The following is a 16,178-nucleotide window of genomic DNA, read 5'->3' as shown; positions in this document are numbered from 1 at the left end:
GTGTAAAAAAATATAAATTATTGTAAAAAATCTATATAGTAATTGTCTTGCTTAATATGTATGATACGCTTTTATTAGAAAAAGTATATTAATAAAGGGGTATAAAAATGAAAAAAACTATGTTTTTAACTGGTTCTTTTTTAGCAAGTACGTTAGCATTCACTACTATTCAACAAAATGTTGATGCAGCTGAAACAAATAGTGTAACATCAAATGAAACGCAACAATCAACAACTTCACAAAAAGCTCAATCAGAACGCCCTTATGGTGGTTTTCCTCCTACAGGAATGACATATGATCAATATAAGTTTTTTGAAGATAAGATGCCAAAACGATCTGAAGTATCAAAAGAGGAATATAACAAAATACTAAATAAAGAAACGCAAGCATTTGCTAGTCTTTATGAAACTACAATTTATGCGCCACAAAAAACATTTTACCCACAACCTATCAATACTATAGGCCAAACTCCTTATGCTGGAATACCTCCTAAAGGCATGACAAATGATGAATGGGATGAATTAACACAAAGAATGCCTTATCTATCACTTTTGACAACGAAAGAATATAACAGAGTTGGCGATCATGAGACGCAAAGAATTGCTAATAAATATAATCACGTGATTTATGGACCTACAAAGACGTATTATCCACAAAAAGATTCTTTACAAACTTCTCAATCAAAGAGCCCTTATGGTGGATTCCCTCCTACAGGAATGACATATACACAATATAAGTATTTTGAAGATAAAATGCCAAAACGATCTGAAGTATCAAAAGAAGAATATAACAAAATACTAAATAAAGAAACGCAAACATTTGCAAATATTTATGAAACTACAATTTATGCACCACAAAAAACATTTTACCCACAACATATCAATAGTATAGGCCAAACTCCTTATGCTGGATTAGCTCCTAAAGGGATGACAAATAATGAATGGGATGAATTAACACAAAGAATGCCGCTTTTATCAACTATGAAATCTAAAGAATATGAAAGAACTATTAATCACGAAACTCAAAGAATTGCTAATAAATATAATCATGTAATCTATGCACCACAAAAAACGTTCTACCCACAAACTCAACACACACAAACAGTAAGTGATCATTCTAAAGAAACATTACCTGAAACTGGGCAAGGCCAATATGGTTCTCAATCTATTACTTTAGGCGCAGGTGTTGTGTCTATGATAGTAGGAGTATTTTTAGTTAGTTATAAACGTGTTTTAAAGAAATAACATTAAGATTAATGATATAAAAAACACCACAGAAGTTAGGGGAACTAACTTTTGTGGTGTCTTTTTAACTTTATAAGCAATTGTTTACTTATTTACTACTGAAACAGATTTTTAAAGAAATCGAATGGAGATGATTTCTGTTGTATTTTGTTGTCTTTAATCCCTTTAGTAACTGCATTTGCGAATTTAAAGATATCTTTATTGTAATCTTGAACGTTTTCTCTAGTAGAACGTGAGAAATCTTTGTTTTCGAAGAACTGCTGGCGATATTTTGTTGAAATTTCTAATTGTACACCAGAGCCTGATCCATTTTGATTTATAATATTATGTTTAGAATCACCATTTACATAATTTGGGCTATCTTCAACGTTAAATCCTTTTTTCTCGAGTGCATTTTTAATGGATTTAGCTAGTCCTTTGTCTTGACCCCCAATATATACAACTTTTTTATCCTCATCTAAACCGTGGACGGAGACAATTGTTTTTGATTTTTTACTCATCTTTATCAGTTTGGGTTCGTCAAATGTAGTAGACGTGATGTGTAGTTTTTGGTTATCTGATTTTAATAAACCTTCAAAACTGTAAAGATTAAAGTCACCTTTTTTTGAGATAAGTTTCGCTAATTCTGAACTTCCAGGTTCGATACCGCCACCGTGAATTGCTGTTATCAGTATGTCGTTATTGTTGGAAGTAGTTGTACTGATTTTCCAATCACGGTACTCTTTCGTATGTGCTTTCATATCTTTAAAACTTTCATAATAATCGTGATTAATTGGTTGATCGTTACGCCAGACATACAAAAAATATAAAGCGAATAATATGATGCCTACAATCACTAGCATAGTTAAATAATAAATAACGTTTTTTAATATATGATTCATTGATTTCTCCAAAATGTTAAATTTATTGACTACAAGATTATATCAAATATCTGGCAACCTGTGTTAAATAGTTTAATTACAGTTGTGTTAAGAAATTAAAAAATGATGAATTCTTTATAAAAAGAGAGTGATAAATATATTATTAAAATAAATCAGAATATGTTTTAGTTGTCGAGAATCCAGGCGTAGTATAAGAAAAAGAGGTTAAATTAAAGACTTTATAATCAAACCAATTAAATAAAATAGGCCAACAATTAAACAAATCGTGCCCAAACTGATTAGACTTTGTTTTATGCTCGTCTTTGTTTTATTAGCTAATGTCTTTTTAAATGATAATAAAACGATACCAAAAACAATGAGCAATATTGCAAGAATCCACATACTATCTGCTCCTTTTTTAAAATTAATAAAGTAGTCGATTTCGTAAAGTTATGTCTTATTAATTAGATTAACATATGTATAAGTGAATCAATTAAAAAAGATGAGTGTACTGTTTGGTTAAAAACAGATGACTCATCTTAGTATGCAGTATGTGTATTTAAGATTGTAAAGAATGATGGTTCACGTCCTCGAAATCATAATTTTTTAATATTGTGCAGCCTAATGGATGATGACCATTATCAACATGATCATTGATTTCTTCAAGGACATCTAAAATTTCATATTCTGGTGTAGTTACGTCGAAAGTATATTTAAATAAGTGTTTGTTATCAGACATTACAGTGGCGATTAATTCATCATTTTGCATTTTGTAATCTAATAATTGCATTGAATCTCTCTCCTTTTATTAAGAATGTAACTGGATAGTATTTCTAATCTAATTGAGAATTTGTGTCAGTTATATTTCTTATTGATTGTAATAATTTTAATCTGACTCTTATTATACATTATATTTCATCAAATGTGGAGGGGTTTGTCTAAATTAAACACCAGTATTTTAACGAAAAAGGTTACGAATCGCTCCGCAATAAGGTTTTTACTTTCCAAATAATTTATAATAATTCTAAATAGTGAGTTGAATACTTAAGGGATAATCTAAAATATAAAAATTGTTCAAAATTAGGAGCGTTAAATTGAAGAAAAATTCTAGGTTATAAAATAAAAACAGCCGACAATATGATAATATTGTCGGCTGAAAAACGGATAAAGAATACCGTCTAAAGAGTAATATGTTCATGAATATAAAAGACGAGTAGTTTTTACAAACTACAAATACAATATAGCAATTTTTATTATGAGTTACAACAAAACTGCTAATAATTTTTACAGAATGATTGGGTGTCATATTTAGAAAATTTAGATTAAATTGAATTTAAAATATTGGGCTCTCCCTTATTGAGAAGGCTCTTGGAAGTTGATAACATAGACGAGGATGGAGGTGGAAAAAATGGAAGAAGTAATTACATTTATCACGATAACTTTAATGCTTATTTTAGTACCTGGTCCAGATTTCTTCGTAGTTATGAGAAATTCAATTCATTCTGGTAAAGCGAATGGAGCTATGGCAGCATTAGGTATAACTACAGGCCACGTTTGTTATTCTTTACTTGTTATCTTCGGAATAGTATTTATTTTAGCCAAAATGTATTACGTATTTTTAGCGATTAAGATTTTAGGCGCATGTTATTTAATTTATTTAGGTCTAAAAAGTATTTTATCAGCACGTAAGAGTATGGATTTTTCAGAATCTGAAAGTCAATTAAAGCCTGATCGTACATCGTACTTCACTTCTTATCAACAAGGGTTTCTAAGTACGAGTTTAAATCCGAAAGCATTATTATATTACATAAGTATTCTACCTCAATTTGTTTCTGCAGGTGATGGCGCAACAGCGAAACTTACAATGTTGACTGCAATTACAACAACGGTTATTTTAACTTGGTTTATATTTTGCGTATTTATTTTCCAATACATTAAAAAGTTATTAACGCGCAGAAAAGTTAAAGCAATATTTGATTATACGATAGGTGCTGTACTTATAGCATTATCTATCAATTTATTACTAAGTAAAGGTTAAAGTAATTTAGTATTTTAACCATTCAAAATGATGAGAAACTGATATTTAATTAAGTGTCCCTACTGGTTTATAGATTGAAAATAATCTGTAAACCAGTTTTTTATATCCGAGCAATCATATTCATTTTCATAAGATAAAAATAAATTTTTATTTAAAAATTCAGTCGTCACAAATTGTCTACATACTTTTTAAAGATTTCCCCTATAATATGTACAGAAAGGTGGAATTTTAATTTGAAAAATAGTTTTAATCCATTACAAAGATTACATTTTTATGCAGCATTTTTCATCGCACCATTACTGATAACATTAACGTTATCAGGGATAGGTTTTTTATTTTTCCAAGATGTAGAAAATAATATTTATAAACATGAGTTTTTTGACAAAAGTAAGGTAGAGCATTATCAATCGCTCGATGACGCTGTGGATGAAGTAGAGCATAAGTTTGAAGGGTTTTATATTAGTAAGGTCAGTATTATGTCTGAGCCTTATAATAGCCGAATAACGCTCGATGACATGGCAGGTAATCAACGCTATGTATTTATTGATGATAATCATCAAATTGTAGCAGATCAAAATGCAAAACATACATATGCGAATGTGGTAAGAAGTATACATAGTTCACTCTATACGAATAATACAATTATTAATTATTTGGTAGAACTGACAGCGTGTTGGACTGTATTTATGATATTGTCTGGTCTGTTTATGTTATTTAAGAAGAAATTATTAAAAAATAACGCGAAACAACTGAGATTCCAGAAAGTACATGCTTTCATAGGGATGATTATTGCGATCCCGGTTCTTATTTTAGTAATTACAGGATTACCGTGGTCAGGTTTTACAGGTGCCAAGCTTGCGAATATTCTAAGTACTTCTGGGACATTAGGGCAGTCTGAACTCACTGTGAACCCTCCTAAATCAGATGTAAACGAAATACCATGGGCAACGAGAAAGAATAAGCAACCTGAATCGAAACATGCAGCACATCATGGAAGTGGAGAAATACCTAAAACGGATTTCAAAAAACAAATTTCTATTGATAAAGTGGTTAAAGCAGCTAAACAGAATGGTATGTCTAAACCTTATTCGATCGTTTACCCATCAAAACCAGAAGGCGCCTTCACCTTGACGAAGAGTAGTAATACAGGTGTTACGGGGTTAGACGTATCTCCATACGATGAAAAAACGTTGTACTTAGATCAATATACTGGAAAGAACTTAGGTCAAGTGAAGTATCAAGAGTACGGCATCATCGGTAAGTGGTTCACGTGGGGCATCCCATTACATGAGGGACATCTTTTCGGAATTGCGAATAAGATTATCAATTTAATTGTATGTATCGCATTGTTATGTGCAATAGGATTTGGTTTTTACTCTTGGATTAAGAGAATGAAAAGTAGTAAAGTTAAAGTCCCTAAACGAGTGAAAAAGCCGATGTCTATTTCATTGTTCATCATACTTGTAATACTCGGTATTTTGATGCCTCTCTTTGGCTTCTCACTCATCATCGTATTTGCTATCGAAGGTTATTTATATTTCAAAGATAGAAGCGCAGGGCAAGGGTAACTTAAATTAAATAATTTAATAAATAAAAAGCACTGGCGTATAGATTACGCCAGTGCTTTTTATGTTACATCTTCATTTTATGAATTTTCATCATTAAACCGTGAGGAATGTCATCGTGTTTCACGATTTCTTTTTTATAGAAACTCTCACCTTCATCTTTTGAAGCGAGTTTAACGAAATCACCTTTTTTAGGTTTGAAATCATCTTCTTTTTCTATTTTAACATTTTTCGTTACGAGACCATCTTTCTCGCTGACAACCTTTTCAGCAGTTGTACTGTCTTTCATATAACCATAATATGTACTTGATTGACTAGAGAACACCATCATTAATGTGAAGACGATCCCAATAATAGCCAGTACTAAAATAATAGGTAATGCAACTTTTTTATTCATTGAGTTTATTTCCTCCTTTTCACTCCATTTTAAATGATTCGAGCCATTTGTGTATTGTTTTAAACAAACTTTTATAATATTGTCATAATTTACATCTTTATATTGAAAAGTATATTTATAAAAACTACAACAGTATAAGATAAATTGATATACGAGCAGTTATACAACTGTAAAAAGTAAAAAAAGACGATATAACAGCAATTTTTGAGAAAAGTAACACCGTAAATCTCTGTTTGTCACAAACTTGTAAAAATTGTGTGATTGCTTTATTTGAACATTTGTAAAACCTTGGATATGATAGGGGTAGAGATATGTGTAAACTATTATGTAGTGTCTGCATATTGACAATTCTTATTATTTTATAACAGCTAAATATTTTAAGAGAGATGAGGAGAATTTCATGAAGATTTTTTTAATTCGTCACGGAGAATCACAATCCAACTATGATAAAAAACATGGGAAAGACTACTTTTGTGGACAAATGGATGTTCAATTAACTGAAAAAGGACTTCAGTCAGCACAAGCTTTAAAAGAAGAATTTGAACAAAAAGATATTGACCGTGTTTATGTTTCTGATTTAACAAGAACAAAGCAAACATACGGTGCAATATTCGATAAAGCCATTCCTACAACAGTAACTAGTACATTAAGAGAACGCTCATTAGGGTTGTTCGAAGGTACTTTAGTTAGTGACTTAAAGCAAAATCCAACATATTCAGCTTATTTTAATGATGAGAATTATAAATCATTTAGACATAGTTTCACTCAAAAGGCACCTGAAGGGGAAAGTTACACAGATGTATTAAACCGAGTGAAACAATTTTTCGAAAAAGAAGTTGACCCTTCTTTAGAAACCATCGCAGTTGTTGCGCATCAAGTTGTAATCAGATGTATGATGGTATACTTAGGATATGATAAACAAGAAACAGCAATTGACCGTGAAGTTGACAATTGCGTGCCGTACGTGGTGGAAAAAGATTATTAATTATTTATATGTATGAGAAAGATATTAGTCTAAACATTGGGAATACAGTTTAGATTAATATTTTTTTTTATTTATTATTTAAAGTTTCATGAAATCCTTGGAATATAAAGTGAATATTATCTATGAAACTACCCACAATGACCGCAGCTATTACATAGGTGACACTAAGTATAATCTTTTTATATGTGACGACACCGTACTTTTCTTCGGTTTCAAATATGTTATATGCGATACAGATAGCAGTGACGGCACCTAATAACATTGTAATAATCAAAGCACTAACCTCCTTATTCATTTATTTTTGTTTTATTTATGCGTCCTTAACGATTTCTGTTTAGCATAACAAAAGTCATTTTCAGATAAAATATATGTTAAATTAAAAAACCTTACAATCATGTAAGGTTTTTTACAAATACAAAACAAAGTTTGATAAATGAATAGAGTGAATGTGCTTAAATAGGATAGTTATCGCATTTACGTTGTCAAAGGAATGTCACCATTTTGTAATTTTAATTCGATGTATAAACAAATTTATCTATCGCTTATATTTATTTATCAATTGCTTTCGTGTCGATATTTTTAGATTTAAGGAATTTTTTAATTTTGTCTTGTTGCTTGCCGTTAACGTCACCGGCATATTTTGTAGAGACGTCCACGACATTAAGTTTGTTTTGTGGTTGATAGTCTAACTCTTCGATTTCTTGATCTGCATCTGCAATCGTACTATTGAGTGCTGTGAAATATTTAATAATACGATCTACATTTTCTTTATAACCTTCTGGTAATGTGTTATTTTTTACAAACTTTTTAAAGCGGACATCATTTTTAATTGCATTGTGTGATAATTTCGATAATCTTTTAGCTTGAGCATCAGTAATTTTCTTATCAGAAGTAGATTGCTTATCTAACTTGTATTGAATTTGATATTTATTATCTAAAATATCTGCGTTCGTTTCTAAGTATTTAGAAATCGCTTTATTCATTTCTTGTTCACTAAGCTTTTTACCTTTTTTAGTAGAGTGGAAGATATTATTTTCAGTTACTTTATCAACGTTTTTAGGTGCTTCGTGCTTATTTGGTTGTTGTTCATCTTTATTCGTACCAGGGTTGCCGCACGCTGTAAGAGTAACAGTAAATGCTATAGTTAATGCGGGGATAATTATTTTCTTCATAAAAACGTATTGCTCCTTTGTGATGTTGAGTTGAAAAATGTTATTCAACAGTTCTATTCTTTTAAATTATAACCTAAGCGTATCACGTCAAGCTAACTATTTAAATGCGCCATAAATGAACAAGTGACAAAGTTTTGAACATCATATCAAATTACTTCGAATTCGTAAGCAATAAAGCGTAAATATTGAGTTTTTAAATTAGATATATATTAAACAAAAAACACGTTTCAAAGTAGTGTTATACTCTGAAACGTGTTTATTTCTATTATGATAGGGGGGGTGATTCTTCTTAGGTATTAATGTCTGATAATATAATCAAAGGCATTAAGTGCTGCATTGGCACCTGCACCCATTGAAATAATGATTTGTTTATTGCGATCGTCAGTTACATCGCCTGCCGCAAAAATGCCTGGCACGCTTGTTGCGTTCTTACGATCAATCATAATTTCTTTTGCCTCATTTAACTCAACATAGTTATCTAACCATTCAGTGTTAGGCAGTAGTCCGATTTGTACGAAAATACCTTCTAATTCTAATGAATGTAGTTCTCCAGTTGATTTATCTTGATATTGTAGACCCGTTACGGAACCTTCACCTAATACTTCAGTTGTTTGAGCATTTTTAATAACCTTTACATTTGATAATGAATTTAATCTTTCTTGTAATACGTTATCAGCTTTTAATTCTGGATTACGTTCTAATAACGTAACGTTTTTAACGATACCAGCTAAGTCGATCGCAGCTTCGACACCTGAATTGCCGCCACCAACGACAGCAACATCTTTGTTTTCAAATAAAGGACCGTCACAGTGCGGGCAGAATGCGACCCCTTTATTGATTAGCTCGTCCTCACCAGGTATTTCAAGTTTACGCCAACGTGCACCTGTTGAAATGATGACAGTTTTACTTTGTAATTGAGCGCCATTATCTAGCGTTACAGTAATACCATCGTCCTCTTTTTCGATACCGTCAGCACGAATACCTGTCATGATATCCACATCATAGTGATTGATGTGATCTTCTAAAGCTGATGAAAACTTAGGACCATCTGTTTCTTTAACAGTAATGAAGTTTTCGATTGCTGCTGTATCATTTACTTGGCCACCGATACGGTCAGCAACGATACCTGTACGTAAACCTTTACGTGCAGTGTAAATAGCAGCACTACCACTTGCTGGTCCTCCACCAAGAATTAAAACATCATATGGGTCTTTGTTGTCGAATTCTGCAGGGTCAGCTTGGCTGCCTAAACTAGATAAAATATCTTGAACAGTCATACGACCGTTACCAAATTCTTCACCATCTAAGAAAATAGCTGGCACAGCCATAATATCTTCAGATTCTTCTCTGAAAATAGCACCATCAATCATTGTATGAGTGATATTTGGATTTAATAGACTCATTAAATTTAAAGCTTGGACAACGTCAGGGCATTTTTGACAAGTAAGACTAATATAAGTCTCAAAATGTAGCGGACGGTCGAGTGCTTTGATTTGATCAATGACTGATTGTTCTTCTTTTGGTGCACGACCACTTACTTGTAGAATTGCGAGTACAAATGAGTTGAATTCATGCCCCATCGGAAGACCAGCAAACGTGATACCACTTGATTCATCAGGTCTATCTACTGTGAAACTTGGTGTACGTTTAAGGTCTGCCTCTTCAACAGTGATGCGTGATGACATTGACGCTACTTCATCTAATAATTCCTTTAATTCTTTAGATTTATTATCTGAACCGTAGCTAGCTTTGAATACAATGTCACCTTCCATAAGTTGAAGTAATTGTTCTAATTGTGATTTGAGTTGTGCTTCAAGCATTTAAATCAATGCCTCCTTAGATTTTACCTACTAAGTCAAGACCAGGTTGTAATGTTTCTGAACCTTCTTCCCATTTTGCTGGGCAAACTTCGCCTGGGTGTTGACGTACATATTGTGCTGCTTTGATTTTGTCTACTAAGTTACTTGCGTCACGACCGATGCCACCTGCGTTGATTTCAGTAGTTTGAACAACGCCATCTGGATCGATTACGAATGTAGCACGTTGCGCAAGACCGTCTTCTTCATCTAATACGTCGAAGTTACGAGTGATTGTTTGAGAAGGGTCACCAATCATTGGGTATTGGATTTTGCTAATAGCATCTGAATGATCGTGCCAAGCTTTGTGTACGAAATGAGTATCAGTAGAAACTGAATAAACGTTTACGCCTAATTCTTGTAATTTGTCGTATTGATTTTGTAAATCTTCTAATTCAGTTGGACATACGAATGAGAAGTCAGCTGGATAGAAGCAAAGAACGTTCCATGAACCTTTTAAGTTTTCATCTGAGATTTCGAAAAACTCATCTTTCTTTGGATCAAAAGCATTTGCTGTGAATGGTAAAATTTCTTTATTAATTAAAGACATAAAAACATCCTCCTAAGAATTCAGTAATTTTGATTTAGAATTATTATAAAATAGATTATCATAATTACTTATTTATAATAATTCTAATCTTTCGTTATCTATTATTGCATTTAGTTATGATTTCGTCAATCTAAAAAGCTCAAGTGCCACTTCATAAAAGCTAAAGCAGATGCCACTTAATCTCGTGGTTGCAAATCAATCTTATTGATATTGAACTGGAGTATAAGTGGCATCACTTTAAATTATTTATCAAATGTGTCTTTGTGTTCTCAACTGTATTAACGTAATTGAGAAGATTTTTATAGTTTATACGGAACGTTGTAGTTAGATGCTTTCAAAAGGGGAGGTTATATTATCTGTCCCAATATCTAGCTCTATCAAATGCATTTACGATTGTTGCTGGATCATTTGAAACGAATACGCCTGGTGCGCTTAATGAGATTTTAGAGTTTTGTAATCTTTGTGCTGCTTCTTCGTTAACAACTAATGGTTTGTTGTGTTTGTACGTAAGTTCAGCAAATTCTTCTACTTCTGGTAATAAGTCTTGGCCGTTAGCGTATACCATTAAACTATCAAATAGTGTTGGGTGCGCTGTATCGAATGTTTCAGTGATACCGAAGTCTTCTGAAATGTTGCGTGGTTGTTTACCAACGAAAGCGTAGTTTAATTTGTTATCAACGAATGTTTGAGCATAAGATTTTAATGTTTCTTCATCAATATCATCGTTGATTAATACGGCAACAGAATGTCCAGGTAATGGAATATCGAATTTTTCCATTGTTAATTTGCTGTCTTTAGCGTCTGATTGAACTTCTTCGTTTTCTTCTGGAACTTCAACGCCTATGTTATTAGCTACACGTTCAGCAAGTTCGCGATCTACTTTGTTTAATTGATTAACAGCGTTTTGTTTAACCATGATTGATTTACACATACCAAGTTCAAATGAGAAACCATCTACTGTATGATCAAATTCAGGTTGAGTTAAACTATTTAAATATAGTTTAGCTTGGCTGTAGTAATCTTTAAAGCTTTCGCTACGTTTTCTGATTTTGTGTCCTTCTACTTTTTCTTGATAGTGTTCATAGCCACCTTCTTCTTTTGAAGAAGTATGAGGTTCATTATTATTAAGTGCATTTTTATGATAAGCGACTTGACCTTTGTGTACGTTCATTTGGTGCATTGCATCGCGTTGGTTGTTATGAACTTCGTTGACTGGGCGGTTGATAGGGATTTGGTTGAAGTTAGGACCGCCAAGACGAGAAATTTGTGTATCAGTGTATGAGAATAAACGACCTTGTAACAATGGGTCATTTGAGAAATCAATACCAGGAACAATGTGACCAGGGTGGAAAGCAGCTTGTTCAGTTTCGTCGAAGACATTTGAAACGTTTTGGTTTAATGTCATTTTACCAACGATTTTTACTGGTACTTGATCTTCTGGCCAAATTTTTGTTGGATCTAGAATATCAAAGTCGAAGTCAAATTCTTGTTCGGGTTCAATGATTTGTAAACCTAATTCCCATTCTGGATAGTCGCCTTTTTCGATTGATTCATAAAGGTCTTTACGATGGAAGTCTACATCTTTACCATGTAAGATTTGTGCTTCATCCCAAACGAATGATTCTAAACCGTGTACAGGTTTCCAGTGGAATTTAACGAAATAAGATTTTCCTTCACTGTTTACGAGACGGAAAGTGTGTACACCGAAACCTTCAACTTGTCTGAAGTTTTTAGGGATACCACGGTCACTCATTGCCCAAACTGCAGTATGAGTTGACTCTGGATTTTGTGCGAAGAAATCCCAGAAAGTATCATGAGCTGAACCACCTTGAGGCATTTCATTATGAGGTTCTGGTTTAACTGCGTGAATTAAGTCAGGGAATTTAATAGCATCTTGAATGAAGAATACAGGAATATCATTACCTACTAAATCGAATATACCTTCATCTGTGTAGAATTTTGTAGCGAAACCTCTTACGTCACGTACTGTGTCAGGTGAACCTTTTGAACCTTGTACAGTTGAAAAACGTACAAAGACTGGTGTTGTCTTATCTGGGTTTGTTAAGAAATCTGCAGAAGTGTATTTTGAAAGGTCTTCGTATACTTGGAATTCACCGTGCGCACCGAAACCTCTAGCATGAACGATACGCTCTGGAATACGTTCGTGGTCGAAATGCATGATTTTTTCTCTGAAGTGAAAGTCTTCTAATAAACTAGGACCACGTTCTCCCACAGTTAACGTGTTTTCATCTTCATTTACTTTAACACCATTATTCGTAGTCATTGCGTCGTTATCATTTTGTTTAGTGACTTTATTTAATTGTTCTTGTTTCTTATTAGTCATAATACCCCTCCTTGATTATATGTTTGTTTTTCCACGCATTTGAAATTAAGAAACATTTTATTTATTTCATTTAAAATAAAAAATAAGTTGTAGATAAATACAGTGAACTATCATTTAATAACTTTTACAAACTTTCAAATTTTCTCAATAATCTCCTTTTAATTAAAAGTGAAAAGGGTAACTCTAAAATAAGTATTATCACTATGACTTTGTTAAAATAATGCTATAAAGAATCTAGCAAGGAGATGATTAAATGACTGATCATGTTTACAATTTATTGAAAAAGCATCACTCAGTAAGGAAATTTAAGAGTGAACCCGTTCCTGATGATCATATTGAGCGTATGGTTGAAGCAGGACAAAGTGCTTCAACATCAAGTTACTTACAAACTTATTCAATTGTAGGTGTTAGAGACCCTAAGATAAAAGAGGATCTACAAGAAGTATCAGGCCAACCTTATGTCGTAGATAATGGTTATCTGCTTGTTTTTGTGTTGGATTATTATAGACACAGTATTATCAATGAAGATACTGAAGAGAATATGGAGACATCATTTGAATCGGCTGAAGGCTTATTAGTAGGTAGTATCGATGTAGCATTAGTGGCACAAAATATTGCAGCCACTGCAGAAGATATGGGTTATGGTATCGTCTATCTTGGCTCACTTAGAAATGATGTGGCAAGAGTGAAGGAAGTCTTAAATTTACCAGATTATACTTTCCCTCTATTTGGTATGGCATTAGGTGTACCTGCTGATGATGAAGCAGGCTCACCGAAGCCACGTTTACCTTTAGACCATGTATTTCATTTAGATCAATACAATACAGACAAAGAACAACAACGCAAAGCAATCGAATCGTATGACCAAACTGTTAGCGACTATTATAACCAACGTACAAATGGTCAAAGAACTGAAAAATGGTCTACTCAAATATCTAATTTCATGAGTTCTAAACAGAGATTAGACATGTTAAATCACTTAAACAATGCCGGATTTATCAAGCGCTAGATAAGTTTATATATAGGGGATAGTCATTGAACTGTTAGGTTAGCGTTATGTGAATTGATAAATAAAGGGGTTGGTTAATCTGAACATGTTTAATAAGTTGTTTAAGAGGAGGACGAATGAACTTCCAAAAGAGAAAGAATTGAACAACCCAAGTAGAGGATTGACAACTGAAGAAATTGAAGCATATTGGGTAAAATCAGCGAAAAAGTTAGTTTATGGCACTAATAAATCAGTTGAAAATACTGCAGATCGCATCTTTATATTACTCTCATTTGATGATGTATCAATAGATATTTTCTTTCAAATCAATGGCCAATTGAAATTGTGGACCGATTTAGATAATTTGGATTATAAGAAATCTATCTCACAGGATTTAATCGATCAGGCACCGACGCTCGTATCACGCGTCAATAAAGTTTATGATAGTGCGAACAAACCGCGTATTGCATATGCTCAAATGCAATGCGTCGTTGATAGTCGTACATGGTATCTTCATGATGTGAGAAAAAATAGTATAGAAGCACAACTCGACAAAGATCCTGCTTTTTATAAATGGTTTGATGATATTTCTAAAGTGATTGATGCAGTACCAATTGATAGTAAAGAACCGTTGCCGTGGGGCCCTTTTCATTCTGAAATTTAATTGAAGCCAGTAAAAGGGTATATAAATTTAAATTTAACCCAAATAAATAAGCCATATATCAATGTTAAAGCAAACATTGATATATGGCTCTTTTTAATGGACTAAAGTAATGCAACTATTAATGACTTGTTGAAAGTTCGTTGTATTCTTTAGAATCGTATAAATCTTTATCTAAGTTTTTAGTAAGTTTTGCAGTGCCTGTACCTGCTAACATTGAGTCGTTAACGTTAAGCGCTGTACGTCCCATGTCAATGAGTGGTTCTACAGAAATTAACACACCTGCAAGTGCGATTGGTAAGTTTAATGTTGATAATACGAGAATAGAAGCGAATGTCGCACCACCACCAACACCTGCTACACCGAAGGAACTGATAATTACAACACCTATTACGGTTAAGATGAATTGTAAGTTAACATCAACGCCAGCTGCAGGGGCAACCATGATTGCTAACATTGCAGGATAGATTCCTGCACAACCATTTTGACCAATAGATAAACCGAATGAAGCTGAGAAATTCGCGATGCCATCAGGAACACCTAAACGATTTTTTTGAGTTTGTACATTTAACGGTAATGATCCTGCGCTTGAACGTGAAGTGAATGAGAATAATAGTACCTCAGCTGTTTTCTTAACGTAAGTTATCGGATTCAATCCGAGAATTGAAATAATGATTAAATGAATGATATACATCGCAATAAGTGCTACATAAGAAGCAATTACAAATTTACCTAATGTCCAAATGGCTCCAAAATCACTTGTCGCAATTGTCGTAGTCATAATCGCTAAGATACCGTACGGTGTTAAACGTAAGACGAAAGTTACGATAGCCATAACTAAATCGTATAGGGCATCGATGCCACGTTTTAATAGATGACCACTTTCAGGTTGTTTGCGCATAACACGTAAAAATGCGAATCCGATAAATGCTGCAAAGATGACAACTGCGATTGTTGAAGTTGTACGTTGACCAGTGAAATCTAAGAATGGATTGCTTGGTAATAATTCTAGAATTTGTTGTGGTAACGTATGCGCAGTCATATCCTTTGCTTTATCTGCAATTTCATGACCTCTAGCACTTTCCGCATGACCTAAATCAATGCTTGATGCGTCTAAACCAAAGGCTAAGGAAGAGATGATTCCGATTATTGCGGCTATAGTCACCGTTCCAATTAAAAATATAAAGATATACATTCCAATTTTTGCGAACTTTTCACCAATTTGAATTTTTGTAAACGCAGATACAATCGAAATAAATATTAATGGCATTACAATCATTTGTAATAGAGCGACATAACCATCACCAACGATACTAAACCAATCCGTCGTTTGTTTAGTAACGTTCGAGTCAACGCCATAAAGTAAATGTAAAATAATTCCAAAAACAATACCTACACCTAAAGCGCTAAATACACGTTTAGGGAAGGAGACATGCTTTTTGGCCATGGCGAACAACCCAGTAAGCAATGCGATAAATACAATGATGTTAATAATTGTGAATAACATAAACAGGACCT

General features: G+C 33.1%; 15 protein-coding genes. 6 read left to right on the top strand and 9 right to left on the bottom strand.

Features of this window, described 5'->3' with window-relative positions; all coding sequences use genetic code 11:
- The first annotated feature begins 107 nt into the window (after positions 1-107).
- Positions 108-1,244, top strand: coding sequence for a hypothetical protein (locus NGI30_RS09960; protein WP_251943607.1), 1,137 nt, complete (start codon positions 108-110; stop codon positions 1,242-1,244).
- 95 nt (positions 1,245-1,339) lie between these two features.
- Here NGI30_RS09960 and NGI30_RS09955 read toward each other — a convergent pair whose 3' ends face one another.
- Together NGI30_RS09955 and NGI30_RS09950 are read right to left on the bottom strand one after the other, a co-directional pair.
- Positions 1,340-2,125: a poly-gamma-glutamate hydrolase family protein gene (locus NGI30_RS09955; RefSeq protein ID WP_251943605.1), complete on the bottom strand. Its 786-nt coding sequence runs from the start codon at positions 2,123-2,125 to the stop codon at positions 1,340-1,342.
- A gap of 538 nt (positions 2,126-2,663) precedes the next feature.
- Positions 2,664-2,894 carry a hypothetical protein gene (locus tag NGI30_RS09950; protein WP_251943602.1) on the bottom strand — a complete coding sequence of 77 codons (231 nt, stop codon included), beginning with the start codon at positions 2,892-2,894 and terminating at the stop codon, positions 2,664-2,666.
- 618 nt (positions 2,895-3,512) lie between these two features.
- On the opposite strand from NGI30_RS09950, the gene NGI30_RS09945 reads away from it, so the two are divergent.
- Both NGI30_RS09945 and NGI30_RS09940 read left to right on the top strand, forming a co-directional pair.
- The gene (locus NGI30_RS09945) at positions 3,513-4,142 is read left to right on the top strand and encodes a LysE family translocator (RefSeq protein WP_251943600.1); all 630 of its coding nucleotides are present in this window, start codon (positions 3,513-3,515) and stop codon (positions 4,140-4,142) included.
- Positions 4,143-4,375: 233 nt separating this feature from the next.
- Entirely contained in the window at positions 4,376-5,710 is a 1,335-nt protein-coding gene (locus tag NGI30_RS09940) for a PepSY-associated TM helix domain-containing protein (protein ID WP_251943598.1), read from the top strand.
- 64 nt (positions 5,711-5,774) lie between these two features.
- On the opposite strand, the gene NGI30_RS09935 is transcribed toward NGI30_RS09940, so the two are convergent.
- Positions 5,775-6,104, bottom strand: a complete 330-nt coding sequence (locus NGI30_RS09935) for a DUF4889 domain-containing protein (protein ID WP_251521338.1) — start codon at positions 6,102-6,104, stop codon at positions 5,775-5,777.
- A gap of 400 nt (positions 6,105-6,504) precedes the next feature.
- Between NGI30_RS09935 and NGI30_RS09930 the strand changes: the two genes are divergently transcribed.
- Positions 6,505-7,089, top strand: coding sequence for a histidine phosphatase family protein (locus tag NGI30_RS09930; RefSeq protein WP_251521336.1), 585 nt, complete (start codon positions 6,505-6,507; stop codon positions 7,087-7,089).
- Between the two features lie 67 nt (positions 7,090-7,156).
- On the opposite strand, the gene NGI30_RS09925 is transcribed toward NGI30_RS09930, so the two are convergent.
- The 5 genes from NGI30_RS09925 to NGI30_RS09905 all read right to left on the bottom strand — a co-directional run bounded on the left by NGI30_RS09925 (position 7,157) and on the right by NGI30_RS09905 (position 13,011).
- Positions 7,157-7,363 (bottom strand): hypothetical protein, encoded by a 207-nt coding sequence (locus tag NGI30_RS09925; protein ID WP_251521333.1) that lies wholly within the window; start codon positions 7,361-7,363, stop codon positions 7,157-7,159.
- Positions 7,364-7,637: 274 nt separating this feature from the next.
- Positions 7,638-8,261, bottom strand: coding sequence for an NDxxF motif lipoprotein (locus NGI30_RS09920; protein WP_251943595.1), 624 nt, complete (start codon positions 8,259-8,261; stop codon positions 7,638-7,640).
- A 296-nt stretch (positions 8,262-8,557) separates the two neighbouring features.
- Complete coding sequence (gene ahpF / locus NGI30_RS09915) at positions 8,558-10,081, bottom strand: alkyl hydroperoxide reductase subunit F (protein ID WP_251943593.1); 1,524 nt, start codon at positions 10,079-10,081, stop codon at positions 8,558-8,560.
- A 16-nt stretch (positions 10,082-10,097) separates the two neighbouring features.
- The gene (ahpC, locus tag NGI30_RS09910; RefSeq protein WP_251521325.1) at positions 10,098-10,667 is read right to left on the bottom strand and encodes an alkyl hydroperoxide reductase subunit C; all 570 of its coding nucleotides are present in this window, start codon (positions 10,665-10,667) and stop codon (positions 10,098-10,100) included.
- 352 nt (positions 10,668-11,019) lie between these two features.
- Positions 11,020-13,011: a catalase gene (locus tag NGI30_RS09905; protein ID WP_251943591.1), complete on the bottom strand. Its 1,992-nt coding sequence runs from the start codon at positions 13,009-13,011 to the stop codon at positions 11,020-11,022.
- Between the two features lie 253 nt (positions 13,012-13,264).
- Here NGI30_RS09905 and nfsA point away from each other — a divergent pair, with 253 nt between their 5' ends.
- Together nfsA and NGI30_RS09895 are read left to right on the top strand one after the other, a co-directional pair.
- Positions 13,265-14,020, top strand: a complete 756-nt coding sequence (gene nfsA / locus NGI30_RS09900) for an oxygen-insensitive NADPH nitroreductase (protein ID WP_251521319.1) — start codon at positions 13,265-13,267, stop codon at positions 14,018-14,020.
- Between the two features lie 85 nt (positions 14,021-14,105).
- Complete coding sequence (locus tag NGI30_RS09895; protein ID WP_251943589.1) at positions 14,106-14,663, top strand: hypothetical protein; 558 nt, start codon at positions 14,106-14,108, stop codon at positions 14,661-14,663.
- A gap of 118 nt (positions 14,664-14,781) precedes the next feature.
- On the opposite strand, the gene NGI30_RS09890 is transcribed toward NGI30_RS09895, so the two are convergent.
- Positions 14,782-16,173, bottom strand: a complete 1,392-nt coding sequence (locus NGI30_RS09890; protein ID WP_418129340.1) for an L-cystine transporter — start codon at positions 16,171-16,173, stop codon at positions 14,782-14,784.
- Positions 16,174-16,178 lie beyond the last annotated feature (5 nt).

The organism is Staphylococcus sp. Marseille-Q5304 (assembly GCF_943737015.1).
In the GTDB taxonomy this organism is placed as follows: Bacteria; Bacillota; Bacilli; order Staphylococcales; family Staphylococcaceae; genus Staphylococcus; species Staphylococcus hsinchuensis.
This window is presented reverse-complemented; position numbering and strand designations above follow the sequence as displayed.

What these genes read in the sequence shown, in the direction of transcription:
- NGI30_RS09920 (WP_251943595.1), bottom strand. Translation starts at nt 8,261, where the DNA reads ATGAAGAAAATAATTATCCCCGCATTAACTATAGCATTTACTGTTACT.
- NGI30_RS09955 (WP_251943605.1), bottom strand. Translation starts at nt 2,125, where the DNA reads ATGAATCATATATTAAAAAACGTTATTTATTATTTAACTATGCTAGTG.
- NGI30_RS09960 (WP_251943607.1), top strand. Translation starts at nt 108, where the DNA reads ATGAAAAAAACTATGTTTTTAACTGGTTCTTTTTTAGCAAGTACGTTA.
- NGI30_RS09930 (WP_251521336.1), top strand. Translation starts at nt 6,505, where the DNA reads ATGAAGATTTTTTTAATTCGTCACGGAGAATCACAATCCAACTATGAT.
- NGI30_RS09950 (WP_251943602.1), bottom strand. Translation starts at nt 2,894, where the DNA reads ATGCAATTATTAGATTACAAAATGCAAAATGATGAATTAATCGCCACT.
- ahpF (WP_251943593.1), bottom strand. Translation starts at nt 10,081, where the DNA reads ATGCTTGAAGCACAACTCAAATCACAATTAGAACAATTACTTCAACTT.
- NGI30_RS09935 (WP_251521338.1), bottom strand. Translation starts at nt 6,104, where the DNA reads ATGAATAAAAAAGTTGCATTACCTATTATTTTAGTACTGGCTATTATT.
- NGI30_RS09945 (WP_251943600.1), top strand. Translation starts at nt 3,513, where the DNA reads ATGGAAGAAGTAATTACATTTATCACGATAACTTTAATGCTTATTTTA.
- NGI30_RS09905 (WP_251943591.1), bottom strand. Translation starts at nt 13,011, where the DNA reads ATGACTAATAAGAAACAAGAACAATTAAATAAAGTCACTAAACAAAAT.
- ahpC (WP_251521325.1), bottom strand. Translation starts at nt 10,667, where the DNA reads ATGTCTTTAATTAATAAAGAAATTTTACCATTCACAGCAAATGCTTTT.
- nfsA (WP_251521319.1), top strand. Translation starts at nt 13,265, where the DNA reads ATGACTGATCATGTTTACAATTTATTGAAAAAGCATCACTCAGTAAGG.
- NGI30_RS09895 (WP_251943589.1), top strand. Translation starts at nt 14,106, where the DNA reads ATGTTTAATAAGTTGTTTAAGAGGAGGACGAATGAACTTCCAAAAGAG.